At 71.7% G+C, this 24,120-nt stretch carries 21 protein-coding genes; 3 read left to right on the top strand and 18 right to left on the bottom strand.

All coding sequences use genetic code 11. From position 1 onward, the window contains the following. Positions 1-10: 10 nt before the first annotated feature. Together BFV98_RS15440 and BFV98_RS15445 are read right to left on the bottom strand one after the other, a co-directional pair. Entirely contained in the window at positions 11-415 is a 405-nt protein-coding gene (locus tag BFV98_RS15440; protein WP_013283992.1) for a roadblock/LC7 domain-containing protein, read from the bottom strand. Then, a complete protein-coding gene (locus tag BFV98_RS15445; RefSeq protein WP_071096850.1) occupies positions 412-4,056 on the bottom strand; it encodes a nitrate- and nitrite sensing domain-containing protein in 3,645 nt (1,214 codons plus the stop codon). The genes BFV98_RS15440 and BFV98_RS15445 overlap by 4 nt, the downstream gene beginning before the upstream one ends. 427 nt (positions 4,057-4,483) lie before the next feature. Here BFV98_RS15445 and BFV98_RS32690 point away from each other — a divergent pair, with 427 nt between their 5' ends. Continuing rightward, positions 4,484-4,855 carry a hypothetical protein gene (locus tag BFV98_RS32690; protein WP_232236649.1) on the top strand — a complete coding sequence of 124 codons (372 nt, stop codon included), beginning with the start codon at positions 4,484-4,486 and terminating at the stop codon, positions 4,853-4,855. Here the strand turns inward: BFV98_RS32690 and BFV98_RS15455 are convergent, their stop codons facing one another. Genes BFV98_RS15455 through BFV98_RS15470 form a run of 4 tightly spaced genes read right to left on the bottom strand, consistent with a single transcriptional unit; the run spans position 4,856 to position 7,585 of the window. Beyond that, positions 4,856-5,932 carry an adenosine deaminase gene (locus BFV98_RS15455; protein ID WP_013473969.1) on the bottom strand — a complete coding sequence of 359 codons (1,077 nt, stop codon included), beginning with the start codon at positions 5,930-5,932 and terminating at the stop codon, positions 4,856-4,858. Positions 5,933-5,982: 50 nt separating this feature from the next. After that, the gene (locus tag BFV98_RS15460) at positions 5,983-6,405 is read right to left on the bottom strand and encodes a PPOX class F420-dependent oxidoreductase (RefSeq protein ID WP_047892650.1); all 423 of its coding nucleotides are present in this window, start codon (positions 6,403-6,405) and stop codon (positions 5,983-5,985) included. Continuing rightward, positions 6,402-6,977, bottom strand: coding sequence for an NADPH-dependent FMN reductase (locus BFV98_RS15465; RefSeq protein WP_071096851.1), 576 nt, complete (start codon positions 6,975-6,977; stop codon positions 6,402-6,404). The genes BFV98_RS15460 and BFV98_RS15465 overlap by 4 nt, the downstream gene beginning before the upstream one ends. Next, positions 6,965-7,585, bottom strand: coding sequence for a YitT family protein (locus BFV98_RS15470; RefSeq protein ID WP_071096852.1), 621 nt, complete (start codon positions 7,583-7,585; stop codon positions 6,965-6,967). Before BFV98_RS15470 ends, BFV98_RS15465 begins: the two co-directional genes overlap by 13 nt. 57 nt (positions 7,586-7,642) lie before the next feature. On the opposite strand from BFV98_RS15470, the gene BFV98_RS15475 reads away from it, so the two are divergent. Next, the gene (locus BFV98_RS15475; protein ID WP_047892652.1) at positions 7,643-8,128 is read left to right on the top strand and encodes a MarR family winged helix-turn-helix transcriptional regulator; all 486 of its coding nucleotides are present in this window, start codon (positions 7,643-7,645) and stop codon (positions 8,126-8,128) included. 3 nt (positions 8,129-8,131) lie between these two features. Beyond that, a complete protein-coding gene (locus BFV98_RS15480; protein ID WP_013283984.1) occupies positions 8,132-8,983 on the top strand; it encodes a putative RNA methyltransferase in 852 nt (283 codons plus the stop codon). Between the two features lie 6 nt (positions 8,984-8,989). On the opposite strand, the gene BFV98_RS15485 is transcribed toward BFV98_RS15480, so the two are convergent. The 12 genes from BFV98_RS15485 to BFV98_RS15540 form a co-directional block, all read right to left on the bottom strand. Beyond that, positions 8,990-9,670 (bottom strand): DUF4272 domain-containing protein, encoded by a 681-nt coding sequence (locus tag BFV98_RS15485; RefSeq protein ID WP_071096853.1) that lies wholly within the window; start codon positions 9,668-9,670, stop codon positions 8,990-8,992. Between the two features lie 101 nt (positions 9,671-9,771). Next, a complete protein-coding gene (locus tag BFV98_RS15490) occupies positions 9,772-11,052 on the bottom strand; it encodes a thymidine phosphorylase (RefSeq protein WP_013283982.1) in 1,281 nt (426 codons plus the stop codon). A 141-nt stretch (positions 11,053-11,193) separates the two neighbouring features. Continuing rightward, positions 11,194-11,895 (bottom strand): cytidine deaminase, encoded by a 702-nt coding sequence (locus BFV98_RS15495; RefSeq protein ID WP_013283981.1) that lies wholly within the window; start codon positions 11,893-11,895, stop codon positions 11,194-11,196. A gap of 104 nt (positions 11,896-11,999) precedes the next feature. Further along, positions 12,000-13,280 (bottom strand): ABC transporter permease, encoded by a 1,281-nt coding sequence (locus BFV98_RS15500; RefSeq protein WP_013283980.1) that lies wholly within the window; start codon positions 13,278-13,280, stop codon positions 12,000-12,002. A gap of 2 nt (positions 13,281-13,282) precedes the next feature. Then, positions 13,283-14,470 (bottom strand): ABC transporter permease, encoded by a 1,188-nt coding sequence (locus BFV98_RS15505; RefSeq protein WP_369752228.1) that lies wholly within the window; start codon positions 14,468-14,470, stop codon positions 13,283-13,285. Between the two features lie 173 nt (positions 14,471-14,643). Continuing rightward, positions 14,644-16,299 (bottom strand): ABC transporter ATP-binding protein, encoded by a 1,656-nt coding sequence (locus BFV98_RS15510; RefSeq protein WP_013283978.1) that lies wholly within the window; start codon positions 16,297-16,299, stop codon positions 14,644-14,646. A 121-nt stretch (positions 16,300-16,420) separates the two neighbouring features. Continuing rightward, positions 16,421-17,491, bottom strand: a complete 1,071-nt coding sequence (locus BFV98_RS15515) for a BMP family protein (RefSeq protein ID WP_030270517.1) — start codon at positions 17,489-17,491, stop codon at positions 16,421-16,423. A 276-nt stretch (positions 17,492-17,767) separates the two neighbouring features. After that, positions 17,768-18,109 (bottom strand): hypothetical protein, encoded by a 342-nt coding sequence (locus BFV98_RS15520; protein ID WP_013283976.1) that lies wholly within the window; start codon positions 18,107-18,109, stop codon positions 17,768-17,770. A gap of 200 nt (positions 18,110-18,309) precedes the next feature. Next, entirely contained in the window at positions 18,310-20,121 is a 1,812-nt protein-coding gene (locus BFV98_RS15525) for a glycoside hydrolase family 13 protein (RefSeq protein ID WP_071096855.1), read from the bottom strand. A 142-nt stretch (positions 20,122-20,263) separates the two neighbouring features. Next, complete coding sequence (locus tag BFV98_RS15530) at positions 20,264-21,163, bottom strand: sugar ABC transporter permease (protein ID WP_013283974.1); 900 nt, start codon at positions 21,161-21,163, stop codon at positions 20,264-20,266. Next, positions 21,160-22,803, bottom strand: coding sequence for an ABC transporter permease subunit (locus BFV98_RS15535; RefSeq protein WP_013283973.1), 1,644 nt, complete (start codon positions 22,801-22,803; stop codon positions 21,160-21,162). The genes BFV98_RS15530 and BFV98_RS15535 overlap by 4 nt, the downstream gene beginning before the upstream one ends. Then, on the bottom strand, positions 22,803-24,056 hold the full coding sequence (locus BFV98_RS15540) for a maltose ABC transporter substrate-binding protein (RefSeq protein ID WP_013283972.1): 1,254 nt from the start codon (positions 24,054-24,056) through the stop codon (positions 22,803-22,805). Before BFV98_RS15540 ends, BFV98_RS15535 begins: the two co-directional genes overlap by 1 nt. Positions 24,057-24,120: the final 64 nt, after the last annotated feature.

Consider the following 24,120-nt stretch of genomic DNA (forward strand, 5'->3'; position numbering starts at 1 on the left):
AGCGCGTCATTCAGCCCATCATCCCCACAGCCGTGCGCGGCTGCGGCGTCAGGGCATCGCCCACCCGGTCCACGAGCAGGGCCATCTCGTACCCGACCTGACCCACGTCGCAGCTCCGCGCCGCCAGCACAGCGAACGACGAGCCGTCGGAGATGGACATCAGGAACAGGAAACCGTTGTCCATCTCGACGACTGTCTGCAACACCGCTCCGCCCTCGAAGCAGCGGGCCGCGCCCTGGGTCAGGCTGACCAGACCGGACGCGATCGCGGCGAGCTGGTCGGCGCGGTCCCGCGGAAGGTCACGGGACGAGGCGAGAAGCAGGCCGTCGGCCGAGACCGCGACCGCGTGCGCCACACCGGGCACCCGGTCGGCGAAGTTGGCGAGCAGCCATCCGAGATCCTGCGTAGTAGTCATCCTTGTTGCTCCTTCTGCCCGCTCCCGGCCACCGGGCCTGAGCCAGACTGCGAGGACTGCTGCCCGCCCGGAGTGCCCTCCGGGCCGGTCGTGTTGCTGTCGGTGTTACGCCCGCGCTGTACGCCCCGATGGTAGGCCGAGAGCAGGCCCCGAACACCCTCCGGAGTACGCCGCTGCACCGACGCGGAAGGCTTCTCGATGCTGCCGGGCACGAGCTGCGCCATCGGCGTCCGCTTCGGCAGGCCCTTCTGGGTGGTCTCCGCAACCGGGACCTCGGTGGCCGCCGACGCGGCACGCCAGCCGTCGTCGGCCGCCGTCTGCCACGGGGAGGAGGACTGCGGCGACGCGGTCGGCTGCCGGGTGGGCAACCCGCCGGTGTGCGCGGGACGGGTGTTCCCGTTCGCCGCGCCGTTGTCACGCGGTGCTCCGCCGGCCGTCGGAGTGTGTGCCATCGGCGTGTTACCTGTCGTTGCGGGTGTCTTCTGCGGCACGGGCCGGCCGGCCGTGTCCACCTTGGCGAACTGCTGGGTGGCGGCGCCGCCGTTCGTCGTCGCGGCCGGTGCCGCCGACTCCTCGTTGGGTCCGGGCCGGCGGGTGCGGAACCACGCCGACTCCAGCTCCCGGAAGATCGGCAGCTCCATCGTCTCGTCCGCGTACCGCTGACGGTTGCCCTGCTGCTGCGGCGCGGCCGGGCGTGCCACCGGTGCCGCCGGGCGGTTCGCCGCCGGGGCCTCGGCCGGCCGGCTCGCGGCCGGAGCGGCGGACGGCTGGCCGGCCGCCTGCTGCGGGGTGGCCGGAATCTCCGTGCGCGGCACCCGGGGCAGCTCGGTGGTCATGTCCATGCCACTGGTGGGCCGTTCCGGCGCCGCCGGAGCCGGGGTCGGCGCGACCGGCGGCCAGACCGGCGGGGCGCTGACACCCGGTGCGGGCATCGGACGTGCCTGCGGCTGGTTCGCCGGCGGCGCGGAGGCCGGGTACCCGGCGGCGGGCTGCCCGGACACCGGCGCGGGGTGCCCGGAGACCGGCGCGGCCGAGACCGGACGGTACGGCAGCGGGTCGCCGGAGACCGGCGCCGCGGAGACCGGGCGGCCCGAGAACGGGTCGCCGGAGACCGGCGCGGCCGAGACCGGGCGGTACGGCAGCGGGTTGCCGGAGACCGGCGCGCCGGAGACCGGGGGCAGCGGCGGGGCCGACACCGGCGGGACCGGCGGCGCGGAGACCGGCGGCGGGCTGTAGGGCCGCGCCTCCGGGCTGCTCGGCAGCTGGCGCGGGATCGCCGGCTGCTGGCCGGTGCTGCCCGGGTCGCCGTCGGCCGGGTTGCGCCGCTGCGGCAGCGGGTCCGTCGACTGGCCGTTGGGCCGGCCGCCGAATCCGCCGTCGCCGCCGGACGGGCTGGCGCCGGTCAGGTCGGACCAGGCCGGCATGGCACGGCCGCCACCGGCGTTCGCCGGGGTGCCCGAGCCGTTGCGCGGCGCCGGGTCGAAGGCGCGTCCGCCGAGCGTGACCTGGTTGCCCGAGGAGCCCGGGTGGGGCGCCGGCGGCAGGCTCGGCGGGTTGTTGTTGCCGAAGGCGGCCAGGGCGCCGAAGGCCGGTGCCGGGCCGTTCTGCTGCGGGCCCGCGGCCGGCAGGGCCGGTCCGGGCAGGCCACGGCCGGCCAGGGCGCGCGGCACCAGGACCGAGGTCGGCAGCGTCACGTCGGCGACGGTGCCCCGGTCGGCACCCGGCCGCAGCTCGACCCGGACGCCGTGCCGGGCGGCCAGCCGCGCGACCACGACCAGGCCCATCATCCGGGAGACCGCGACGTCCACCTGCGGCGGCGTGGCCAGCCGCTCGTTGAGGTCGCGGAGCTGGTCCGGGCTGATGCCGATGCCGCGGTCCTCCACGTAGAGGGAGGCGCGGTCGCCGACCCGCCGGGCCTCCACCATGACCTGCGAGTCCGGCGGGGAGAAGGCGGTGGCGTTGTCGAACAGCTCGGCGACCAGGTGCACCAGGTCGTTGACCGCGTGGGCGGCGACCTCGATGTCCCGGTCGATCACGCCGAACTCGATCCGGGTGTAGTGCTCGACCTCGGACTGGGCGGCGCGCAGCACGTCGATCAGTGCGGCGGGCTCGCGCTGCACACGGGTGGAGTCCGCACCGGCGAGGACCAGCAGGTTCTCGTCGTTGCGGCGCATCCGGGTGGCCAGGTGGTCGAGCTGGAACAGCTCGGCCAGCCGGTCCGGGTCCTCCTCGCCGCGCTCCAGGCGGTCGAGGTGGCCGATCAGCCGGTCGACCAGGATCTGCGAGCGGCGGGCCAGGTTGACGAACATGGTCGCAACCGAGGCCCGCAGGGCGGCCTGCTCGGCGGCGGTCCGGACGGCCTCCAGGTGGACGGCGTTGAACGCCTCGGTCACCTGGCCGAACTCGTCCTTGCTGCGCACCGGCAGCGGCTCGGCGATCTGGTTTGCCAGTTGCACAGGGGAGAGCTGGCCGGTCACCTGCGGGTCGCGCAGACGGGCGACCGCCTGTGGCAGCCCGTACTGGGCCACCGCCAGGGCGCCCTGGCGCAGGTCGCGCAGCGACCGGGCCATCGAGCGGGCCACCAGGTACGCGAACAGGATGGCCAGCAGCAGCATGGTGAGCAGCAGGCCGGTCTCCAGGAACACCTGGCGCTGGGTGTCCGAGCGCAGCGCGTCGGCCTGCCGGACCACGTTGCCGTCGAGCCGGGCCTCCACGGTCCGGATCAGCTTGGCGTTGGCGACCATGGTCTGGTCCCACTGGTCCGCCCCGAACGGGGCGTTCTCCATCGAGCCGTTGTTGTTGCCCGAGACGAAACTCGTGAAGCGGTCGGCCTTGCGCAGGTCGGGCCCGGAGACGGTCTGCTCGTAGAACAGCTTGTCGGGCTCGGTGGCGACCGACTGGAAGGTCGCCAGCGACTGCGACTGGCCGGTGCCGCTGGCGATGAACTGCTCGCGCAGCGCGGCGGTGTACTGGTTCTGGGTCAGCGCCTGGTGGACGACGACCCGGCGCTGGGTCAGGTATTCCTTCTGCCGGGCGACGGCGGCCGCCGCGCGCATCCGGTCGCTCAGGTCGTTGTTGCCGGCGAGCTGGGTGGCCGAGTCGCGGATCGCGAGCAGGTCCTCGATCAGCTGCCGGTACGCCTGGTCGGCGTCGTTGATCTTCAGCTTGCCGTTCAGCACCTGGCTGCGGGTCGCCGGAAGGTCCTTCAGCTGGGTGTCGATCGTGTCGAGCAGCCCGACGAAGTTGCGGGGCAGGTCGTCGATCTCGCCACGCTGCCGCAGGTACGGCGACTTCGCCTGGTCCACCCGCTGGTTGGCGCGGTTGTAACCCTCCTGGTACTGCGCCCGGGTCTGGAACTCCTTCGCGCCGAGGAAGAGCACGGCGCCGACCCGCTCGTCCTGCACGGTGTCGACCAGGTCACCCGAGTAGCCGATCAGGTTGGCCAGATCCCCCGCCCGGTTGGCATTGTTGAGCGTCTCCAGGTGGTCGACCAGACCACTGGTGCCCACCACGACCGTGGCGATGGTCGGCACGATCATGATCAGACCGAGCTTGGACCAGATCGGCATGTCGCGCAGCCGACTCATCGGCCGGCGCAGCCGCGACAGGAAGGAGCCCGCCGTCGTTGGCCGTTTGCTCACGTCACCGCCCTCGCATTACCGCACCCCGCGCCACCCTGAGGGCAACGCCGAGCGACCGACCCGGCGGGTCGGACCTCCGAGATTCCATCACGCCGCTCCGCAAAGAGAAAGCCCAGGTTGTCCCTCACCGGAGGTGTGATGAGATGTTGATGCAATTTGATAGCAATCCGTCTGGCCGGAGTCACTGAAGGTAATGGAACACCCGCACCGCGTCGTCCTGCTCGCCGGCCCCTCCGGGTCCGGAAAGTCATACATAGCCCAGCGAACCGGACTTCCGGTGCTCTGCCTGGACGACTTCTACAAGGACGGCGATGACCCTACGTGTCCGCGTCGAAACGGACAGGTGGACTGGGAGTCCCCCTTGTCCTGGGATTCGGACACGGCGGTGCAAACAATCGCCCGACTGGCTCGTGAGGGCAAGGCCGAAGTGCCGGTTTATGCGATCGGCGCAGACCGTCGAGTAGCCACCCGGCCATTCGATGTCGACGGATCGCCAATCTTCGTCGCCGAGGGGATCTTCGCGGCCGAGATCGTGGCCGAGTGCCGGCGACTGGGCCTGCTCGCCGGTGCGTACGCGCTGCGCCGCCCGCGCGGCGCGACGTTCCTGCGCCGCCTCGCCCGGGATCTCGCCGAGCAGCGCAAGGCGCCCCGGGTGCTGCTCCGGCGCGGGGTCGCGCTGCTGCGCGCCGAGCCGGCCGTGCTGCGCCGGCAGACCGGGCTGGGCGCCGAGGCGGCCCGGGCCGGGCAGGTGCTGCGCGGGGTGGCCGCACTGCTCTCCGGCCACCCCCGCCAGTCGTGATCAGCCGATCAGCTCGGCGTACGCCGGCTTGATCACCTCGTCGATGATCCGCAGCCGCTCGTCGAACGGGATGAACGCGCTCTTCATCGCGTTGATGGTGAACCACTGGAGTTCCTTCCAGCCGTAGCCGAAGGCCTCCACCAGCAACGCCATCTCCCGCGACATCGAGGTGCCGCTCATCAGCCGGTTGTCGGTGTTCACAGTCACCCGGAACCGCAGGTCACGCAGCAGCCCGATCGGGTGGTCGGCGATCGAGGCCGCGGCGCCGGTCTGCACGTTCGACGACGGGCACAGCTCCAGCGGGATGCGCTTGTCCCGCACGTACGCGGCCAGCCGGCCCAGCACCGGCGGGTTGCCCGGGGTGATGTCGTCGACGATGCGGACGCCGTGGCCGAGCCGGTCGGCGCCGCACCACTGGATCGCCTGCCAGATGGACGGCAAGCCGAACGCCTCACCCGCGTGGATGGTGAAGTGGAAGTTCTCCCGCTGGAGGTACTCGAACGCGTCCAGGTGCCGGGTGGGCGGGAAGCCCGCCTCGGCGCCGGCGATGTCGAACCCGACCACCCCGGTGTCGCGGTGCCGCACGGCCAGCTCGGCGATCTCCTGCGAGCGGGCCGCGTGCCGCATCGCGGTGAGCAGCGTGCCGATCCGGATCGGGGTGCCCGCCTCGGCGGCCAGCGCGCTGCCCTCCCGGAACCCGGTGACCACCGCGTCGACCACCTCGTCCAGGGTCAGGTTCTGCTCCAGGTGCTGCTCCGGCGCGAACCGCACCTCGGCGTAGACCACGCCGTCAGCGGCCAGGTCCAGCGCGCACTCGCGGGCGACCCGGCGCAGCGCGGCAGGGGTCTGCATGACCGCCACCGTGTGCGCGAACGTCTCCAGGTAGCGCTCCAGCGAGCCGGAGTTCGCCGCCTCGGTGAACCAGACGCCGAGCGCCGCCGGGTCGGTGGTGGGCAGTTCGTGGCCGACCTCGGCGGCCAGCTCGACGATCGTCGCGGGCCGCAGGCCGCCGTCGAGGTGATCGTGCAGCAGCGCCTTCGGGACCTTGACGATGTCCTCGTACGAGATTGCGACCATGCTCAGACCCTAGTCACCCCCGATACGGGCCGGGCGGTGGACCGGTCCGGTCAGGGCCGCCAGCCGTACACCCGCTCCACCGCGAGCCGCAGGACCACCCGCCCGTCGGCCACCATGGCGGCCCGGTAGTCGGCCCAGTCCGGGTGCTCGCCGCGGATCCGCCGGTACACCTCGACCAGTTCGTCAACCGTCGCGTCGTCGGTGGCCGCAGCGGGCGGGGTGAGCGTCACGGTGCCCTCGGCGACCGCGTACGCCCCGCCGTCGGCGGTGGTCACGTGGAAGCTCGCCCGGGGGTCGCGGCGCAGGTTGCGCACCTTGGCCCGGTCGCCGGTGGTGGAGCAGCGGATCAGGCCCGGCTCGGCCAGGTAGTCGAGGTTGGACAGCTGGGGGCGGCCGTCCCGGCGCAGCGTGACGAGCACTCCGCGCCCCCGCTCACCGAACAGTTCCCAGAGCCGGGCGCTCACCGCGCTCACCGCGCCACCTCGGTTCGCAGCGGCGCGAGCGCGGCGGCCAGCCGGGCGAGCTGATCCAGCATGAGCGCGGCGGCCTCCTCCCGGCCGGGGTCGGGTCGCAGCTCGCCCGCCTCGTCCAGCGCCTGCCGCAGGAAGACGACCACCTGGTCGTTGACCGGGGTCATGTTCAGCGTGGTCACCACCTGCTTGATCATCTGCACCGCGCGCAGGCCCCCGGAGGTCATGCCGTAGCTGACGAAGCCCACCGGCTTGTGCTGCCACTCGTGGTAGAGGTAGTCGATCGCGTTCTTGAGCGGCGCGCTGAAGCCGTAGTTGTACTCCGGCATGACCAGGACGAAGGCGTCCGCGGCGTCGATCTCGGCGCTCCAGGCCCGGGTGTGCTCGTGCAGGTAGACCCGCTCGGACGGGTGGTGCGGCTCGTCGTGGAAGGGCAGGTCGACCTCGGCCAGGTCGAGGAGGCGTACCTCGTCGAAGCCGGCGTGGCGGACGGCGGCCGCGGTGAACCAGTCACCGATGCGGCGGCCGACCCGGCCGGGGCGGGTGCTGGCGACGACGACGGTCAGGCGGGGCATGGCGAGGTCACTCCTGTCGGGACGGGGGCCGGGGCGGTGAGCCGGGGAACGAACCAGGCGACGATCGGCCCGATGCCGATCGCGTAGAGCAGCGTGCCGGGGCCGACGGCGCCGCCGAGCAGCCAGCCGACGGCCAGCACCGTCACCTCGATCGCGGTGCGGGCCGGGCCGAGCGGCAGGCCGCGGGCGGCCAGGCCGGTCATCAGCCCGTCCCGCGGGCCGGGGCCGAGGCGGGCGCCGAGGTAGAGCGCGGTGGCGAGGCCGTTGAGCAGGACGCCCGCGACCAGCAGGCCGATCCGGCCGGCAAGCGGGGCGACCGGCGGCAGGAGCGCCAGCGTCGCGTCGAGGGCCAGGCCGACGAGCGCCACGTTCGCCACGGTGCCGACGCCCGGCCGCTGCCGCAGCGGGATCCACAGCAGCAGCACCAGCAGCGCCACGCCGTTGACCAGCAGGCCCATCGGCAGGCCGGTGCGGTCGGCGAGGCCCTGGTGCAGCACGTCCCAGGACGCGAGCCCGAGGTCGGCGCGGACCATCAGCGCGACGCTGACGCCGAACAGGGCCAGGCCGGTGAACAGCCGCACCAGCCGGGACGGCAGTTTGGTTGACATGTCATCAACCTAGGCCGCAACTTGGTGACATGTCAACAACACCGGTACGATCGGCGCATGGACGAACCGCGCTGGCTGGACGAGCAGGAGGACCGCGCCTGGCGCGGCTACCGCCGCATGCGCCGCCTGCTCGACCTGGAACTGGCCCGGGAGCTGATGCAGGACGCCGGCCTCTCCGAGCCCGACTACGACGTCCTGAGCGACCTGTCCGAGACCCCGGAGCAGCGGCTGCGGCTCAGCGAACTCGCCGACCGGATGCTCTGGTCCCGCAGCCGCCTGTCCCACCACATCTCCCGCATGCAGCAACGCGGCCTGGTCACCCGGGAGGAGTGCGCCACCGACGGCCGCGGCTCGGTCGTCGTGCTCACCCCGGCCGGACGCCGGGCCGTCGAGGCCGCCGCACCCGGGCACGTGGCGGCCGTCCGCCGGCACCTGATCGACCGGCTCACCCCGGCCGAGGTGGCCGCGCTCGGCACGCTCAGCCAGCGGGTGATCGACCACCTCACCGGCCGCCTCCCCGGCCGACCCGAGACGGAGCACTGAGCCGTGGACGATCGCATCCTCGCCCGGCTGCGCTGCCCGGTCTGCGCCGAGCCGCTCACCGAGACCACCGCCGGCACCGCACGCGCGCTGCGCTGCCCGCGCGGGCACAGCTTCGACATCGCCCGGCAGGGATACGTGAACCTGCTCGCCGGCCGCGCCCCGCACACCGGGGACAGCGCCGAGATGGTCGCCGCCCGCGCCGGCTTCCTCGCCGCCGGCCACTACGACGCCGTCGCCGCCGCGCTTGCGACCACAGCGGTACGCGTCGCGGGCTCCGACGCGTACCCCCTGGTCGTGGATGCCGGCGCCGGGACCGGGCATTACCTCGCGGCGGTGCTGGCGGCGCTGCCTGAGGCCGCCGGCCTGGCCCTGGACGTCTCCAAGCCGGCGCTGCGCCGCGCGGCCCGGGCGCATTCGCGGGCCGCCGCCGCGCTCGCCGACACCTGGCAGCGGCTGCCCCTGGCCGACCGGTCCACCTCAGTGCTGCTGAACGTGTTCGCGCCGCGCAACGGCCCGGAGTTCCACCGGGTGCTCGACCCGGGCGGCGCGCTGCTTGTGGTCACCCCGGCCGCCGACCACCTGACCGAACTCGTCGACGCGCTGGACCTGCTGCGGGTCGACCCGGACAAGGCCGACCGGGTCGCCGGCAGCCTCGGCGCCCACTTCGCCGAGGAGTCCGCGACCGGGCACCGGGCCCGGCTCGCGCTGACCCGCGCCGAGGTCACCACGCTCGTCGGGATGGGACCGAGCGCCTGGCACGCCGACCCGCGACGGCTCGCCGCGCGCATCGCCGCGCTGCCCGAGCCGGTGCCGGTCACGCTCTCGGTCCGGCTCGGCGTGCACCGCCCGCGCTGACGCGGCTCAGGTGGAGAGGTCGACCTCTTCCCAGCCCGGCGGCTCGTCGTGGTACGGCCCGCGCAGCACCACCGCCCACTCCAGCGCCCACCGGCGCTGCCCGATCGCGTTGGCGTCCACCAGCCCCGGCAGCGCGCCACCCGCCTTCTCGGTCTCCAGGTACGCCCAGTCGAGGCAGTAGTGCAGGTCCAACAGTGCCGCGGCGTCACCGGGATGCTGCGGCGCGGCCAGGATCCGGGCCCGCCACTGGCCGAACGTCTCCCCCGCGACCAGGTTCGGCATCCGCTCGACCAGCCGCTCGTCCACCGGCACCGTCGGGTCCAGCTCCTTGGCCAGCCCGAGCACCCAGGCCAGCGAGAACAGGGCGTCGTGGTGCAGCACGAACGACCTGTGGTCGCCCCGGCCGCCCATCACGAACTGCCACTCCGGCGGCGTCACCGAGTCGACCAGGTGCGACTCCAGCAGCCAGCCCATCGCCGCCTGGGCGGGCATCCCGAAGCAACGGGCCAGGATCACGTGCAGCACCGCGATCCGGGCCTCGATCTCCGGGGTCGGACGCAGCTCGATCTCGTCGCCCGGCTCCCACACCAGCGGGAACTGCGGCGGCGGCAGCGGAAGACCCAGCCGGGACAACTCGTCCAGGCTCGCCTCCCGGACGGCCCGGGGATCGGGAGCGGGTACGCGCACGGTCAAGCCCCTGTCTGCTCACCTCGGCTCGTCGCCGGCCGATCCCCCCTGGCCTGGGAGGATAGCGGCTCCGGCCGGGCCGGCACCATGGCCGGTCCCGGTCAGCCGATCCGCTCGACGACCAGAGGCGTCGCGTCCGGCGCGTCCGGCGCCACCCGCACCGCGCGGCGCGCCTCGTCCAGCGCGGCGGGCATCCGCTCGGCGTGCTCGGCCCGCAGCTCGAACAGCGGGTCGCCGACGCGCACCCGGTCACCGCGGCGCTTGTGCAGCACCACGCCGGCCGGGATGCTCACCGGGTCCTCCTTGCGGGCCCGGCCCGCGCCGAGGCGCCACGCGGCCACCCCGATCGCGTACGCGTCGACGTCGGCGACCCAGCCGTCCTCGGTGGCGGTGACCAGCTCGACCTCGTTCGCGGTGGGCATCGGTGCGTCCGGGTCACCGCCCTGCGCCCGGATCATCGTGCGCCAGGAGTCCATCGCCCGGCCGTCCCGCAGTGCCGCCTCCGGGTCGGCGTCCGGCAGCCCGGCCGCGTCGAGCATCTCCCGGGCCAGTGCCAGCGTCAGCTCCACCACGTCGGCCGGACCGCCACCGGCGAGCACCTCCACCGACTCGGTCACCTCGACCGCGTTGCCCACTGCGAGGCCGAGCGGGGTGGACATGTCGGTGAGCAGGGCGACCGTCCGTACGCCGTGCGCGCCGCCCAGCTCGACCATGGTGCGGGCCAGCTCGCGGGCGTCGTCGACGTTCTTCATGAACGCGCCGGAGCCGACCTTCACGTCGAGCACCAGCGCGCCGGTCCCCTCGGCGATCTTCTTGCTCATGATCGAGCTGGCGATCAGCGGGATCGCCTCGACGGTGCCGGTGACGTCGCGCAACGCGTACAGCTTGCGGTCGGCCGGGGCGAGCCCGTCGCCGGCCGCGCAGATAACCGCCCCCACGTCGCGGAGCTGGGCGATGAACTCGTCGTTGGTGAGCGCCGCCCGCCAGCCCGGGATCGACTCCAGCTTGTCCAGCGTGCCGCCGGTGTGGCCCAGGCCCCGGCCGGACAGCTGCGGCACCGCCGCGCCGCACGCGGCCACCAGCGGGGTCAGCGGCAGGGTGATCTTGTCACCGACGCCGCCGGTCGAGTGCTTGTCCACCGTCGGCCGGGACACCGGCGACAGGTCGAGCCGCTCGCCGCTGGCGATCATGGCGGCGGTCCACCGGGCGATCTCCGGGGCGGTCATGCCGCGCAGCAGGATCGCCATGGCCAGCGCCGACATCTGCTCGTCGGCGACCAGACCCTTGGTGTACGCGTCGACCACCCAGTCGATCTGCCCGTCGCTCAGCACACCCCCGTCCCGCTTCGCCCGGATGACGTCAACCGCCGTAAAAGCACTCACTTCTCAAGATCCAATCAGTTGATCGCGCGTGGCCGCACCGACCCGCGAACGGTGACCAGGTCGGGCCGGGGCCGACCGTGCCCGGCGGAGGGATCAAGCCTGACCGCCCGGAGCCGGGCACGGTCGGCCCCGGCCCCAACCTCAGCCCCAGCGGACCGGAATCTCCGTAGGAGGCTCACCCTCACCAGCCCAGAAGATCGTCCCCGAGGCGTCCACCACGACCACGCGCGGCGTTCGCGCCAGTCCCCACGCGATCGCCTCGGCCGGGTCGTCCCAGGTCGACCCCTCCTCCAGCACGCCGGTCTCGGCGTCCTCGGTCTCACCGGACGACCGCTCCCAGTACGTCGTCCAGACCTGCTGCCCGGCCGACAGGTCGGGGTGCACGAACACGGTGCCCCGGCCCCGCCAGGCGGCCAGCCGGTCCGGCACCACGGGCACCGGGTGCTCGCCGGTCACCGCCTCGATGTCGGCCACGTCGAAGGCGTGCGGCAGCAGCTCCGCCATCCGCAGCGGTCCGCCCTTCGCCTCGACCAGGCACTCCGGCCCGCCCTGCTCCCAGAGCAGCTGCCGGCACCTGCCGCACGGCATCAGCGGCTCACCGGTGGCGTCGACGCAGGACAGCGCCACGATCCGGCCTCCGCCGGTCGCGTGCAGTTGCGAGACCACGCCGCACTCGGCGCAGAGCGTGACGCCGTAGCCGGCGTTCTCCACGTTGCAGCCGACCACGACCCGGCCGTCGTCGACGAGCGCGGCGGCACCCACCGGGAACTTCGAGTACGGCACGTAGGCGTGCCGCATGACCTCGGTGGCGGCGGTACGCAGCCGCTCCCAGTCGATCTCCATCACAACCCCCATTCTGCCCAATCAACGCCGATCGGTCGCGGGTGCGGCCGGAGACGACGATGCCCGGCGGGTCGCCCCGCCGGGCACGGTGTCGCGGCGGGCGGTCAGCCCTTGATGTACGGCTTGCCGTCGGCGGCCGGCGCCCGGACCTTGCCGACCAGCCCGGCCACGGCCAGGATCGTCGCCAGGTACGGCAGCATCGCCAGGAACTGGCTCGGGATGCTGCTGCCGATCGCGCCCAGGTAGGTGGCGAGCTGGTCGGCGAAGCCGAAGAACAGCGCCGCCAGCAGCGCGCCGGTCGGGCTCCACCGGCCGAAGATCAGCGCGGCCAGGGCGATGAAGCCCTTACCGCCGATCATGTTCTTGGTGAACGAGTAGAGCGCCAGCGTGTACGAGGCGCCGCCGACGCCTGCCACCAGACCGGCCAGGATCACGTTGCGGTAGCGCAGCCGCAGCACCTTCACGCCCAGCGTGTCCGCGGCGGTCGGGTGCTCGCCGACCGAGCGGGTCCGCAGGCCCCACCGGGTACGGAACAGCGCCAGGTGAATGACGAGCACCAGCAGCAGGCCGACGTAGAGGAAGATGTTGCCCCGGAACAGCGCCGGGCCGAGCAGCGGGATGTCGGACAGCAGCGGGATCTCCCAGTTGCCGAACCGGGGCGCGCTGTTGTACTTCGCCGCGTCGGTCTGCATCAGCCGCTCGTACAGGAAGCCGGTGATGCCGACCGCGAGCAGGTTGAGCACGATGCCCATGACCACCTGGTCGACCAGGTAGCGGATGGAGAACACGGCCAGCAGGAACGAGATGAACGCGCCACCGATGGCGGCGGCCACCAGGCCCACCCAGACGCTGCCGGACATGCTGCCGAACAGCGCACCGGAGAAGGCGCCCATCAGGAGCTGGCCCTCGATCGCCACGTTCACCACGCCGGAACGCTCGCAGAGCACACCGGCGAGCGCGCCGAAGATCAGCGGCAGGGCCAGGATGAACGTGCCGCGGACGACGTTCACCAGCGGCATGAAGTTGCGGCCCTCGGGCGCGGCCGAGACCTGCCAGCACAGGAAGCTCAGCACGAAGGCGACCAGCCCGGCGCCGAGCAGCAGCGTGAACCAGCGCTTCGGCACACCGGCCAGCAGCGCGCCCCCGGCCGCGGCGGTGATCAGCCCGAACAGGATCGCGCCGACCGTACCGTTGATCTCCAGGGCGGCCCCGCCCTCGGTCTCGCTGAGCGTGAACCGCGCGTGCTGGTCGGTCGCGAGCGCGCCGAACAGCACCGCCGCGAGCACACCGAGCGCCAGCAGGACCGCGCCGATCTTCCGGTTGCGGGTCCAGAAACCCTCGTCGACCGCGGTAACGGCGACCTCGGGGACAGCGGTGGTGGACATGCTCACCAGCCCTTCGCGAGGCTCGTCTGCAACCGGGCGGCGCGGGCCGCCCGGAGCTGGAAGATCGTCTTCACCAGGGCAGGCGCGGCGATGAAGATGACGATGAGCGCCTGGAGCACGGTGACCAGTTCCAGCGAGATGCCGGAGTACGACTGCATCCGGTTGCCGCCGGCCTGGAGCGCGCCGAACAGCAGCGCGGCCAGCAGCACGCCCCACGGCTTCACGCGGCCGAGCAGCGCGACCAGGATGCCGTCGAAGCCGATCTGCGCGATCACCAGCGGGGTCAGCGCGGTGGCGGTGGTGCCGAGCACCATGGTCGAGCCGCCGAGACCGGCCAGCATGCCCGCGAACACCATCACCAGCACGTACGTCTTCGTGACGCTGATGCCGGCGGTCCGGGCCGCGTCCGGGTTCGCGCCCACGGCCCGCAGCTCGAAGCCGAGCGTGGAGCGGTTGAGCAGCCAGGCGATGAACCAGGTGGCCGCCACCGCGAGCAGGATGCCGGCGTGCACCCGCAGGTCTTCGCCGAGCAGCCGGGGCAGCTGCGCGGTGGAGTCGACCGGCTTGCTGATCGCGTCCGCCCGGTTCGGGTTCTGCACCCCGTTCTGGACGATGATCCAGGACAGGAAGTAGACCGCCACGTAGTTGAGCATGATCGTGTTGATCACCTCGTGCGCGCCGGCCCGTGCCTTGAGGATGCCGGGGATGAAGCCCCAGAGCGCGCCGCCGAGCGCGCCCGCGATCAGCGCCACCAGCAGGTGCACGACGGGCGGCAGCGGCAGCGCGAAGCCGGCCACGGCGGCCAGGATGACGGCGATGGTCGCCTGGCCCTGGGCGCCGATGTTGAACAGGCCGCCGCGGAAGGCCAGCGCCACCGACAGGCCGGTGAAGACGAGCGGCGCGGCGTAGGTGAGCGTCTCCGAGATCGGGCTCATGGCGGCGGTGAAGCCGACCGCGTCCGGGTCGAAGATCGCGCCCTTGAACAGGTTCGCGTACGCCTCGCTGACCACAGTCCAGCTGGCGTTCAGCGCGTCGGTGGGACGGGCGGTGATGTAGCTGTAGGTGGCGAGCACCTCGGGGTCGGACACGATGATCAGCACCGCGCCGACCACCATCGCCAGCAGCACCGCGAGCACTGTCACGGTGAGCGTGTTGGCCGCCCAGAGGTTGTCCAGGAACATCCGGCCCATGCTGGGACGGGACTCCCCGGCCGGGTCCGGCTTCTTCGCGGTCGCGGTGGCGGGGACCGTCTGCTCGGTGTCACCGGCCGGCTGCGTCGGCGTCGCCCGGGCCTCGCTCAGCGACTCCTGCGCCTCGGTCGCCGGTTCCTTGTCCGGCGAGCCCGAGACGGGGTTCGGGTTGGTCATGCCTCGTCCTCGTTGCCAGGGCCGTCCTCGGTCGCGGTGGCGGCGTCCGGGGTGGCGGCGTCCGGGGTGATGCCGGCCATCAGCAGGCCGATCTCCTCACGCGGGGTGTCCGGGCCGACGATGCCGATGATCCGCCCGCGGTACATGACCGCGATCCGGTCGGCCAGGCCGATCACCTCGTCCAGTTCGCTGGAGACCACCATGACCGCGGTGCCGATGTCCCGTTCGCGGATGACCCGGCTGTGGATGAACTCGATCGAGCCGACGTCAACGCCCCGGGTGGGCTGGGCGGCGATGAAGAGCTTCAGCGGCCGGGACAGCTCCCGGGCCACGATCACCTTCTGCTGGTTGCCGCCGGAGAGCGTGCCGACCGCCGCGTCGGCCGAGGAGGTACGGACGTCGAACTGCTCGATCCGCTCCCGCGCCGACTTCGCGATGGCCTCGGGCTTGAGCGACAGGCCCTTGCCGAACGGCGGCCGGTCGTAGATGTCCAGCACCAGGTTCTCCGCCACGGAGAACTCCTTGACCAGGCCGTCCACGCTGCGGTCCTCCGGCACGTAGCCGACGCCGGCGCGAAGCACCTTCTTGGTCGACCAGCCGTGCGTCGGCTCGCCGTCGAGGCTGATCGTGCCGGCGAGCACCGGGCGCAGGCCCATGATCGCCTCGATCAGCTCGGTCTGGCCGTTGCCCTGCACGCCCGCGACGCCGAGCACCTCGCCGGCGTGCACCGTGAGGTCGACGCCGTCGACCGCGCGTACCTGCCGGTCGTCGTCCACGACCAGGCCGGCGACCTCCAGGATCGGCTTGCCGGGGGTGCCCGGCTTCTTGTCCACCGTCAGCCGGACGCTACGTCCCACCATCAGCGCGGCCAGCTCGTCCCGGCTGGCGCTCGGCTCGGCGGTGCCGACGGTCTTCCCGCGCCGGATCACCGTGATCCGGTCGGCGATCGCCTTCACCTCGCCCAGCTTGTGGGTGATGAACACGATCGACTTGCCGGCGGCCTTGAGCGACCGCATGACGGTGAGCAGTTCCTCGGTCTCCTGCGGCGTGAGCACGGCCGTGGGCTCGTCGAGGATCAGCAGGTCGACGTCGCGGGTGAGGGCCTTGACGATCTCCACCCGCTGCTGGATGCCGACCGGCAGGTCCTCGATCACCGCGTCCGGGTCGACGCGCAGGTTGTACCGCTCGGAGACCTCGGCGACCTCGCGCCGGGCACGCCGGCGGTCGAGGATGCCGGCGAAGGGCCCCCTGACCTGCTCGGCGCCGAGCATCACGTTCTCGGCCACGGTGAAGACCGGCACCAGCATGAAGTGCTGGTGCACCATCCCGATCCCGGCGGCGATCGCGTCCGACGGGCCCTTGAGCTTCAGCGGCTTGCCGTCGACCAGGATCTCGCCCTCGTCCGGCTGGTAGAGGCCGTAGAGCACGTTCATCAGGGTCGACTTGCCGGCGCCGTTCTCGCCGAGCAGGGCGTGGATCTCTCCAGGCTCCACCGTCAGGTCGATGTGGTCGTTGGCGACCAGATCACCGAACCGTTTGGTGATGCCGCGCAGTTCGAGTCTCAGCGCAACCTCCTGGAGTGCGAGCGATGGTGCAGCGTAGCGACCTGCCGCGCCGCCACCACGCCGGGTGGGGATGTTCGGGGGATTCAAGGTGATCGGCCGCCCCGGCGCCGGGGTACCTTCCCCGTTGCGCCGGGACGGCCGGATCGTCAAACCTGGTGCCCGCCGGCCCCCGCTGCCGATGATCGCACCGCGGCGGCCGGCGGGACGGTCACTTGGTCGGCTGGGCCTTCGAGGTGACGGTGATGGTGCCGGCGGCGATGTCCGCCTTGATCTTGTCGACCTCGGCCTTCAGGTCCGCGGGGACCTTGCTCTCGAAGTCGTGGTACGGGGCGATCGAGACGCCGGTGTTGGCCAGCGTGCCGACGAAGCCCGGGGTGGACTGGAGCTTCTCGCCACCGGCGGCCTTCACCACGGCCTCCTTGACGGCCTCGGGGATGTTCTTGACGACGGTGGTCAGGATCACCCCGCAGTCCGGGGTGCTCTCGCAGCCGTCGATGTCCACCCAGACGACCGAGTACTTGCCGCCCGCGGCCTTGGCCGCGGAGGTGGTGCCGAGACCGGCGCCACCGGCGACCGGCATCACGACGTCGGCGCCCTGGGCGACCAGCGCGTCGGAGACCTTCTTGCCCTCGTCCTGCTTCTCGAACGAGTTCGCGAAGGAGCCCTTCTGGGCGGCCTTGTCCCAGCCCAGAACCTGGACGTTCTTGCTCTTGGCCTTGTTGTAGTACGCCACGCCGTCGGCGAAGCCGTCCATGAAGATGGTGACCGGCGGGATCGGCAGGCCACCGTAGGTGCCGACCTTGCCGGACTTGCTCATCCCGGCGGCCAGGTAACCGGCCTGGAACGCGGCCTGCGCGGTGTCGAACTGCATCGGGTAGACGTTCGACACACCCGGGTTGGCGTCGACGATGCCGAACTGCTGGTTCGGGTTCTTCTCAGCCGCCGCCTTGGTGGCGTCCGACATCAGGCCACCGACGGCCAGGATGAAGTCGCACTTCTGGTTGACGAACCCGGTCAGGTTGACCTCGTAGTCCGCCTCGGCCTTCGACTGGACGTTCTTGATCTCGATCTTGTCGTTCTCCTTCTGCGCCTCCTGAAGGCCCTTCCAGGCCGAGGCGTTGAAGGACTTGTCGTCGATGCCGCCGACGTCGGTCACCATGCAGGCGCTGAACTTCTTGCCACCGTCGCCGCCGGCGTTCTTGTCGTCGTCCGGAGCCTCACCACACGCGGCAGCGCCCAGCACGAGTCCACCCGCCACGATGGCGGAGGCGATCCGCATCCCACGCACAGAGCGCAAGACGTCTCCTTCCCCTTGCACACCGCGTCGTGCGCGGTGCACAGCCCTTCGCCGGCCTGCGGTGTGCCGCCGGCGTCCCACGTTACGGACGGGAGCGTACGCCCGCGCCCACCCACCGGCCGACAATCGTGCACGACTGTTGAGCGTCTGTTACCCCGGTGTAACCCTTGGGTGGGGCACGTCACTTCTCATGCCGGTAGGCGCGCGCGGTGGTGTCGCGAACGTCCGTTTTCCCGAGCTTCCCCGACTCCTGGCGAACTAACGCCAGAACACCGCGACGGCAGCGTTGACCAGCGTCAACCCGACGATCGCGAGGAAGTGGCCACGGTTGACGGTCTCCCGCTTACGGGAGAAGAAGACCATGACGAAGATGAGCAGCGCGAGCACCAACTTGGTAACAAGTTTCGCCGGGGCCGGCTCGTCCCCGTCCCGCAGCGGAGCGGACAGCCCGATGCCGGTGAGGATCTGGATGATCGCGCCCCAGAGCATGGCGGCGTTGATCCGCAGCCGGCCGGTGACGTACTGGGCGATCGCGCCACCGAGCAGCAGCGCGAAGCCGATCAGATGGACGTAGAGAAGAATCAGTCGAAGAGCTTCCACGCGGCCCATCCTCCCTCATCAACGACGCTTCGTAGTAGTCACCCCGCCGACCTGCCGTCATACCGTGACCCGCCCTCCCGCCCCTCCCGCCCCCCTCCCCCGCGATCTTGCAGTTACCGCCCCGGCATCCGGGACGAATGCCGCGCGCCACGGGCCGGAACCGCAAGATCGCGGGGGCGGGAGAGTGGGTGGGGGGAGGGCTAGCGCAGGCGCCAGACCTGGAACGTGGGGCCGTCCGCGGGGAGGGTCACCGTGTTGTCGGCGTCGGGATGGAGGGCGGGGGCGTCGCCGTAGACGTTGTCTCCGGCTCCCACGCCGGTCAGGCGGACCGGGGTGCCGGGGGCGCGGCGGGCCAGCACCAGCACCGTCGACGAGGGCGCCTCGCGCAGGAAGACCAGCGTGTCCGCGTCCGCGTGCACCCACCGCAGGCCGCCGTGCCGCAGCGCCGGCTCGTCGCGGCGCAGCGTCAGCAACGACCGGTACGCGTCGAACGTGCGCCGGTCCCAGCTCTGGCGCCGGTGCCACGGCATCGGGGTACGCGAGCCCTCCCCGTTCGTGCCGGTCAGGCCCAGCTCGTCCCCGGCGAAGACCACAGGCGTGCCGGGCATGGTGGCGAGCAGTCCGGCCGCCACCTCCTGCCGGGCGGCGTCGCCGACCACGGTGCGGATCCGGGCCGAGTCGTGCGAGCCGAGCAGCTGCCACGAGTGCGTGTAAGACCGCCAGGACACCAGCGACCGGTAGGTGTTCATGGTGGCGAGCACCGCGCTCGCGTCGCGCCGCCGTACCCCGCCCGGGGTGCCGAGGAAGTTCGGCACCGGCTCGTCGCCGTGGCGCAGCCAGGACCAGACCGGGTCGGTGAAGCCGACGTAGTTCATCGTCCCGTGCCAGCCGTCGCGGTCCAGGTCACCGGTGTGGTCGTGGCCGTGCTCGGCGAGCAGCAGCCCGCCCGGCCGGGTGTCGGCGACCACCTCGCGCAGCAGCCGCGCCACCTCGTGGGTGTACGCGTCCGCACCCCGCCGCCCGGTCATGTTCGCCACGTCCACCCGCCAGCCGTCCAGCCCGTACGGCGGGCGCAGCCAGCGGCGCAGCAGCGAGTCCTCGGCGGTGGCGAACCGGCGGCGCAGTTCGGCGCTGCCCCAGTTCAGCTTCGGCAGCGACTTCACCCCGTTCCACGACTCGTAGTCCGAGCCGGGCAGGTCGAAGTAGTACAGCTCCCGTTCGGGCGCGTTCACGTCGGAGACGGCGGCGGTGAACCAGTCGTGGGCGTCGCCGGTGTGGTTGCTGGTGATGTCGCCCAGCAGCCGCCAGCCCCGGGCGTGCACCGCGTCGGCGAGCCGGGCCAGCGCCGCGTCGCCGCCGAGCAGCGGGTCGACGGTGTCGAAGCTCGACGCGTCGTACCTGTGGTTGGACCGCGCCGGGAAGACCGGCGTGAGGTAGACGGTGTTGACGCCGAGCCGGTCCAGGTGGTCCAGGTGCTCGGTGACGCCGTCGAGGTCGCCGCCGTAGAACTGGCGGGGCGTCTCCGGGCCGCGGCCGACGACCGGGGTGTCCCAGTCGCATGGAATTGCCCAGTCCGGCGTGGTCCGGCCGTCGGCGGCGGCCGAGCGGGCGAACCGGTCCGGGAAGATCTGGTAGATCACCGCGTCGCGGGCCCAGGCCGGCGGCGGGGCGTAGCTGACCAGCTTGAAGTCGCCGTTGTCCGGCACGTCGTGTCCGGCCAGGCCGGCGGCGTTGAGCCAGCGGGTGCCGCGTTCGCCGTCGAGCAGGAAGCGGTAGTTGCTGACCGGGTTGCGGACCTCGACGTCGGCCCGCCACCACACGTCGCCGTTCTCGGTGCGGTCAATCCGCGCCTCGGCGAAGCGCGGCTCGCCGTCGCCGGTGGTGCGCACGTGTACCTGGGAGACGCCGGTTCCGGCCGGTACCCGGACGAAGACCGGCACGGTCTGCCCGAGCGCGGGCTCCTGCTCCGGGACGTAGGTTGCGGAGCCGTCGTGGTGCGGCTGAAGGGACATGGTGCTGCCTTTCGCGTCGTACCGACAGGGAGAGGGGGCGGGCACCCGCCGCGGTCGGTTCACCCGACCGCGGCGGTCCGCCCGAGAACCGCTCCGGTGTACGCCGACACGACGCCCTTGCCGCAGCGTGAGCCGAGGAGGCTCAGCCCTTGACCGCTCCGGAGGTGAGTCCGGAGACGATGTAGCGCTGGAGCAGTTGGAACACCAGCACCGTCGGGATCGCGGTGAGCAGCGTGCCCGCCGCGAACATCCCGAAGTTGTTGTTGCGCTCGCCCGCGACCAGGCCGAACATGCCGACCGCGAGGGTCTTCGACTCGGGTTCGGTGAGGAACACGTTGGCGATGATGAACTCGTTGATCGACCCGATGAACGCGAGCAGGCCGGTCACCGCCAGGATCGGCGCCACCAGCGGCAGCATGATCCGGAAGAAGACCTGCACGTGCGACGCGCCGTCCATGGTCGCCGACTCGTCCAGCTCCTTCGGCAGCGTGTCGAAGAAGCCCTTCATCAGCCAGGTGTTCGCGCCGAGCGCCCCACCCATGTAGAGCAGGAACAGGCCCCACGGGGTGTTGAACCCGATCACCGGGTAGAGGTCGGTGAGCGTGGTGAAGATCAGGAAGATCGCCACGATCGCCAGGAACTGCGGAAACATCTGGATCAGCAGCAGCGCGAGCAGGCCGACCCGGCGCCCGGCGAAGCGCATCCGGGAGAACGCGTACGCCGCTAGCGACGACAGGAAGATCGACGCGAAGCTGGCCACGCCCGCGAGCAGCAGCGAGTTGAGGAACCAGTGGCCGAACGCGGTCTTGTCGAACAGGTTCGTGAAGTTCTCCAGCGACGCCCCGGTCGGCAGCAGCTCGGTGGAGGAGAGCGTGCCGAGCGGGTTGAACGCCGCCGAGATCACGAACAGGATCGGGAAGAGGCTGAACGCCACCGCCAGCACTCCGACCAGGTGCCGCCAGCCCACCTGCGCGAACCAGCGGCCGCGCGAGCGGCGGGCCGGCCGGCGGGTGGTCGTGGGCGTCTCCGCGATGGTGGTCACGAGTACACCTCCTCCTGCTTGCGGGTCCGCCGGAAGCTGATCGCCGACACCGTCGCCACGATCGCGAAGATGAAGATCGAGACGGTGGCGGCCAGGCCGAACTCGGCGCCCTGTGCGCCGAACGCGAGCCGGTACGTGTAGGTGATCAGCAGGTCGGTGGCGCCGTTGGTCGGGTTGTCCGGCGCGAACGGGCCGCCCTCGGTGGTGAACAGGATCGCGTTGACGTTGTTGAAGTTGTACGCGAACGACGCGATCAGCAGCGGCGACAGCGCCACCAGCAGCAGCGGCAGGGTGACCGCCCGGAACGACTGCCAGGGCGACGCGCCGTCGACCGAGGTCGCCTCGGTCAGCTCCCGCGGAATGGCCTGCAAGGCGCCGGTGGCGACCAGGAACATGTACGGGTAGCCGAGCCAGAGCTGCACCAGCAGCACCGCGATCCGGGCCGACCAGTTGCCGCCGAACCAGTCGACGTCCAGCCCGAACAGGTTGTTGAGCAGGCCGAAGTCGGTGTTGAACATGTCCCGCCAGATCAGCAGCATGGCGAACGACGGCATGGCGTACGGCAGGATCAGCACCATCCGGTACAGGTTGGTGCCGCGCATCCGGGGTGAGTGCAGCGCGAGCGCGATGGCCATGCCGAGCAGGAACGTCAGCCCGGTGGAGCCGATCGCGAACGCGAAGTTCCAGGCGAGCGTGCCGAAGAACGGGCCGGAGATGTTCGGGTTGGTGAGCACGGTGCTGAAGTTCTTCAGCCCGACGTCGACCTTCCAGCCCTGGGCGAGGCGCTCGCCGTCGGCGGCGACGAAGGAGCCGGACTTCTCGTCGGCGGTCCACGTCCTGCCGGTCTCGCTGTCCTTGACGCAGTCGCATCCGGCGTCGTACGCCCGGATGGCCTTGCCCTCGTACGCCCGGGTCAGGCCGTTGGAGCGGATGGCGCCCTCGTCGGTGGGCACGATGAGCGCGGTGACGGCGTCGCTGCGGTTGCTGGCCTGCCCGATGTTCAGCAGGGTGTAGCCGTCCGCCGCGGTGATCTTGCCGCTGAGGCTGCTCACCTCGACGTCGGCGGCGTCGAGCTTGCGCAGCCCGTCCGCGTCGCCGGCGAAGACGTCCTTGGTCTTCGGGTCGCTGAGCAGGAAGGTCAGGGCGCCGGTCGCCGGGTCGCCCTTGGTGGCGATGGTGAGGTTGTACTCGGTCGAGCCGGGCACCTGCTTCACCGAGGCGGTCTGCACGGCGACGATCGCGTCGTCCTTGCTGCCGCGGTGGCCGTCGCCGAAGTTCGTGAACGCGGTGCTCGCGGTGTAGAGCACCGGGAAGACCTGGAACGCGATCAGGAAGAGCGTGCCGGGGACCAGGTACTTGGCCGGGATGTGCCGGCGGCTCAGGTAGAGGTAGAACAGGCCGGCGGTGGTGACCGCCAGGACGCCCAGCGCGAGCCAGTGCTCGGCCTCGATGAGCGGGAAGGCCGCCCAGATCGCGATCCCGGCCACCAGGCCGAGCAGGACCACCTTGACGACGAGGCCGGTCGCGGTGATCGGCGCGTGTTGCCGCGCGGTACGGGACGTGCGCGGGAGCCCACGGCGTACGGGCTCCCGGCCCGGGGCCTGCGGTGCAGACCCCGGGCCGGACAGCGGCGCGCTCATTACTTGATCTGACCCTGGATGGTCTTGCCGGCGGCCGTGATCGTCTTGGCCGGGTCGGCGCCACCGATGATGGCGGCCTCCGCCTTGCCGAACGGATCCCAGATCGCGGCCATGGCCGGGATCGCCGGGAGCACCTGGCCGTTCTTGCCGGCCTCGGAGAACTTGGCCAGGTCCGGGTCCTCGCCCTTGACCTGGTCGAAGGCGGCGGTCAGCGCCGGCGGGCGCGGCTCGGCCTTGTACAGCGCGACGGCCAGCTCGGGCTTGGTCACGTAGTTGGTGACGAACTCCTGGGCCAGGGCCTTGTTCTTGCCCTTGGCGGCCACGTAGAACGCCTGGACACCCACGAACGGCTGGGCCTCCTTGCCACCGGCGAAGCCGGGGACCGGGGAGATGTCGTAGGAGATGTTGGCCTTCTTGGCGTCGGCCACGGCCCACGGGCCGGAGACCAGGAACGCGCACTTCTTGCCGGTGAAGGTGGCGATGGAGTTCTCGCCGGTGATGGAGCGCTTCAGCGCACCCTCGCCCTTCTCACCCAGCTTGGCGATCTTCTGGAAGGCAGCGATCGACTCCGGCTTGCCCACGCCCAGGTCCTTCGGGTCGTAGTCGCCGTTCGCCGCGGTGCCGAACAGGTAGCCGCCGCCCGAGGTGTAGAGCGGGTAGATGTGGTAGGCGTCGCCGTTCTGGCCGGACTGCAGGCACAGGATCTCGCTGGCCTTCTTCTCAGCCTTGAGCTTCTTGCCGGCGGCGACCAGGTCCTCGATCGTCTTCGGCGCCTCGGGGGCCAGCTCGGTGTTGCGGATCAGCGCGACGTTCTCGGTGGCGTAGGGCACGCCGTAGAGCTGGCCGTTGAACGTGACGGCCTTGATGGCGGTCTCGTTGAAGCCGGACTTCTGCTCGGCCGGGAGCTGCACCGGGTCGATGGCGCCGTTCTGGACCAGGTTGCCGATCCAGTCGTGCGCGCCGACCACGACGTCCGGGCCGCTGCCCTGCTGCGAGGCGGTGACGAAGTTGGTCTGCAGGTCCTTGGAGACGGCCTGGACCTCGACGGTCACGCCGTTCTCCTTGCCGAACTCCTCGGCGAACGGCTTGAGGGCGGCCGTGCGCTTGTCGTCGGCCCAGATGACCAGCTTGCCGCCGGTCGCCTTGGCGGACTCGCCGGCGGCCGGCTTGTCGTCGCTGCCGCTGTCACCACAGCCGGAGGCGGCGAGCGCCAGGCCGAGGACGGCGACCACACCCGCGGTACGGATGCGCATCGGTACTCCTGTCGTCATGGCGGCCCGCCGGGGGAAGGGCGGCCCGCCAGTGGAAACCTCTGAA

Origin of the sequence: Micromonospora sp. WMMB235 (genome assembly GCF_001855515.1) — a bacterium.
Lineage (GTDB): Bacteria > Actinomycetota > Actinomycetes > Mycobacteriales > Micromonosporaceae > Micromonospora > Micromonospora aurantiaca.

Bases quoted from the DNA above. Each gene is read 5' to 3' on its own strand.
- BFV98_RS15440 (WP_013283992.1), bottom strand. From the start codon at position 415: ATGACTACTACGCAGGATCTCGGATGGCTGCTCGCCAACTTCGCCGAC.
- BFV98_RS15455 (WP_013473969.1), bottom strand. From the start codon at position 5,932: ATGGTCGCAATCTCGTACGAGGACATCGTCAAGGTCCCGAAGGCGCTG.
- BFV98_RS15465 (WP_071096851.1), bottom strand. From the start codon at position 6,977: ATGCCCCGCCTGACCGTCGTCGTCGCCAGCACCCGCCCCGGCCGGGTC.
- BFV98_RS15470 (WP_071096852.1), bottom strand. From the start codon at position 7,585: ATGTCAACCAAACTGCCGTCCCGGCTGGTGCGGCTGTTCACCGGCCTG.
- BFV98_RS15475 (WP_047892652.1), top strand. From the start codon at position 7,643: ATGGACGAACCGCGCTGGCTGGACGAGCAGGAGGACCGCGCCTGGCGC.
- BFV98_RS15495 (WP_013283981.1), bottom strand. From the start codon at position 11,895: ATGGAGATCGACTGGGAGCGGCTGCGTACCGCCGCCACCGAGGTCATG.
- BFV98_RS15500 (WP_013283980.1), bottom strand. From the start codon at position 13,280: ATGTCCACCACCGCTGTCCCCGAGGTCGCCGTTACCGCGGTCGACGAG.
- BFV98_RS15505 (WP_369752228.1), bottom strand. From the start codon at position 14,470: ATGGGCCGGATGTTCCTGGACAACCTCTGGGCGGCCAACACGCTCACC.
- BFV98_RS15515 (WP_030270517.1), bottom strand. From the start codon at position 17,491: ATGCGGATCGCCTCCGCCATCGTGGCGGGTGGACTCGTGCTGGGCGCT.
- BFV98_RS15525 (WP_071096855.1), bottom strand. From the start codon at position 20,121: ATGTCCCTTCAGCCGCACCACGACGGCTCCGCAACCTACGTCCCGGAG.
- BFV98_RS15535 (WP_013283973.1), bottom strand. From the start codon at position 22,803: ATGAGCGCGCCGCTGTCCGGCCCGGGGTCTGCACCGCAGGCCCCGGGC.
- BFV98_RS15540 (WP_013283972.1), bottom strand. From the start codon at position 24,056: ATGCGCATCCGTACCGCGGGTGTGGTCGCCGTCCTCGGCCTGGCGCTC.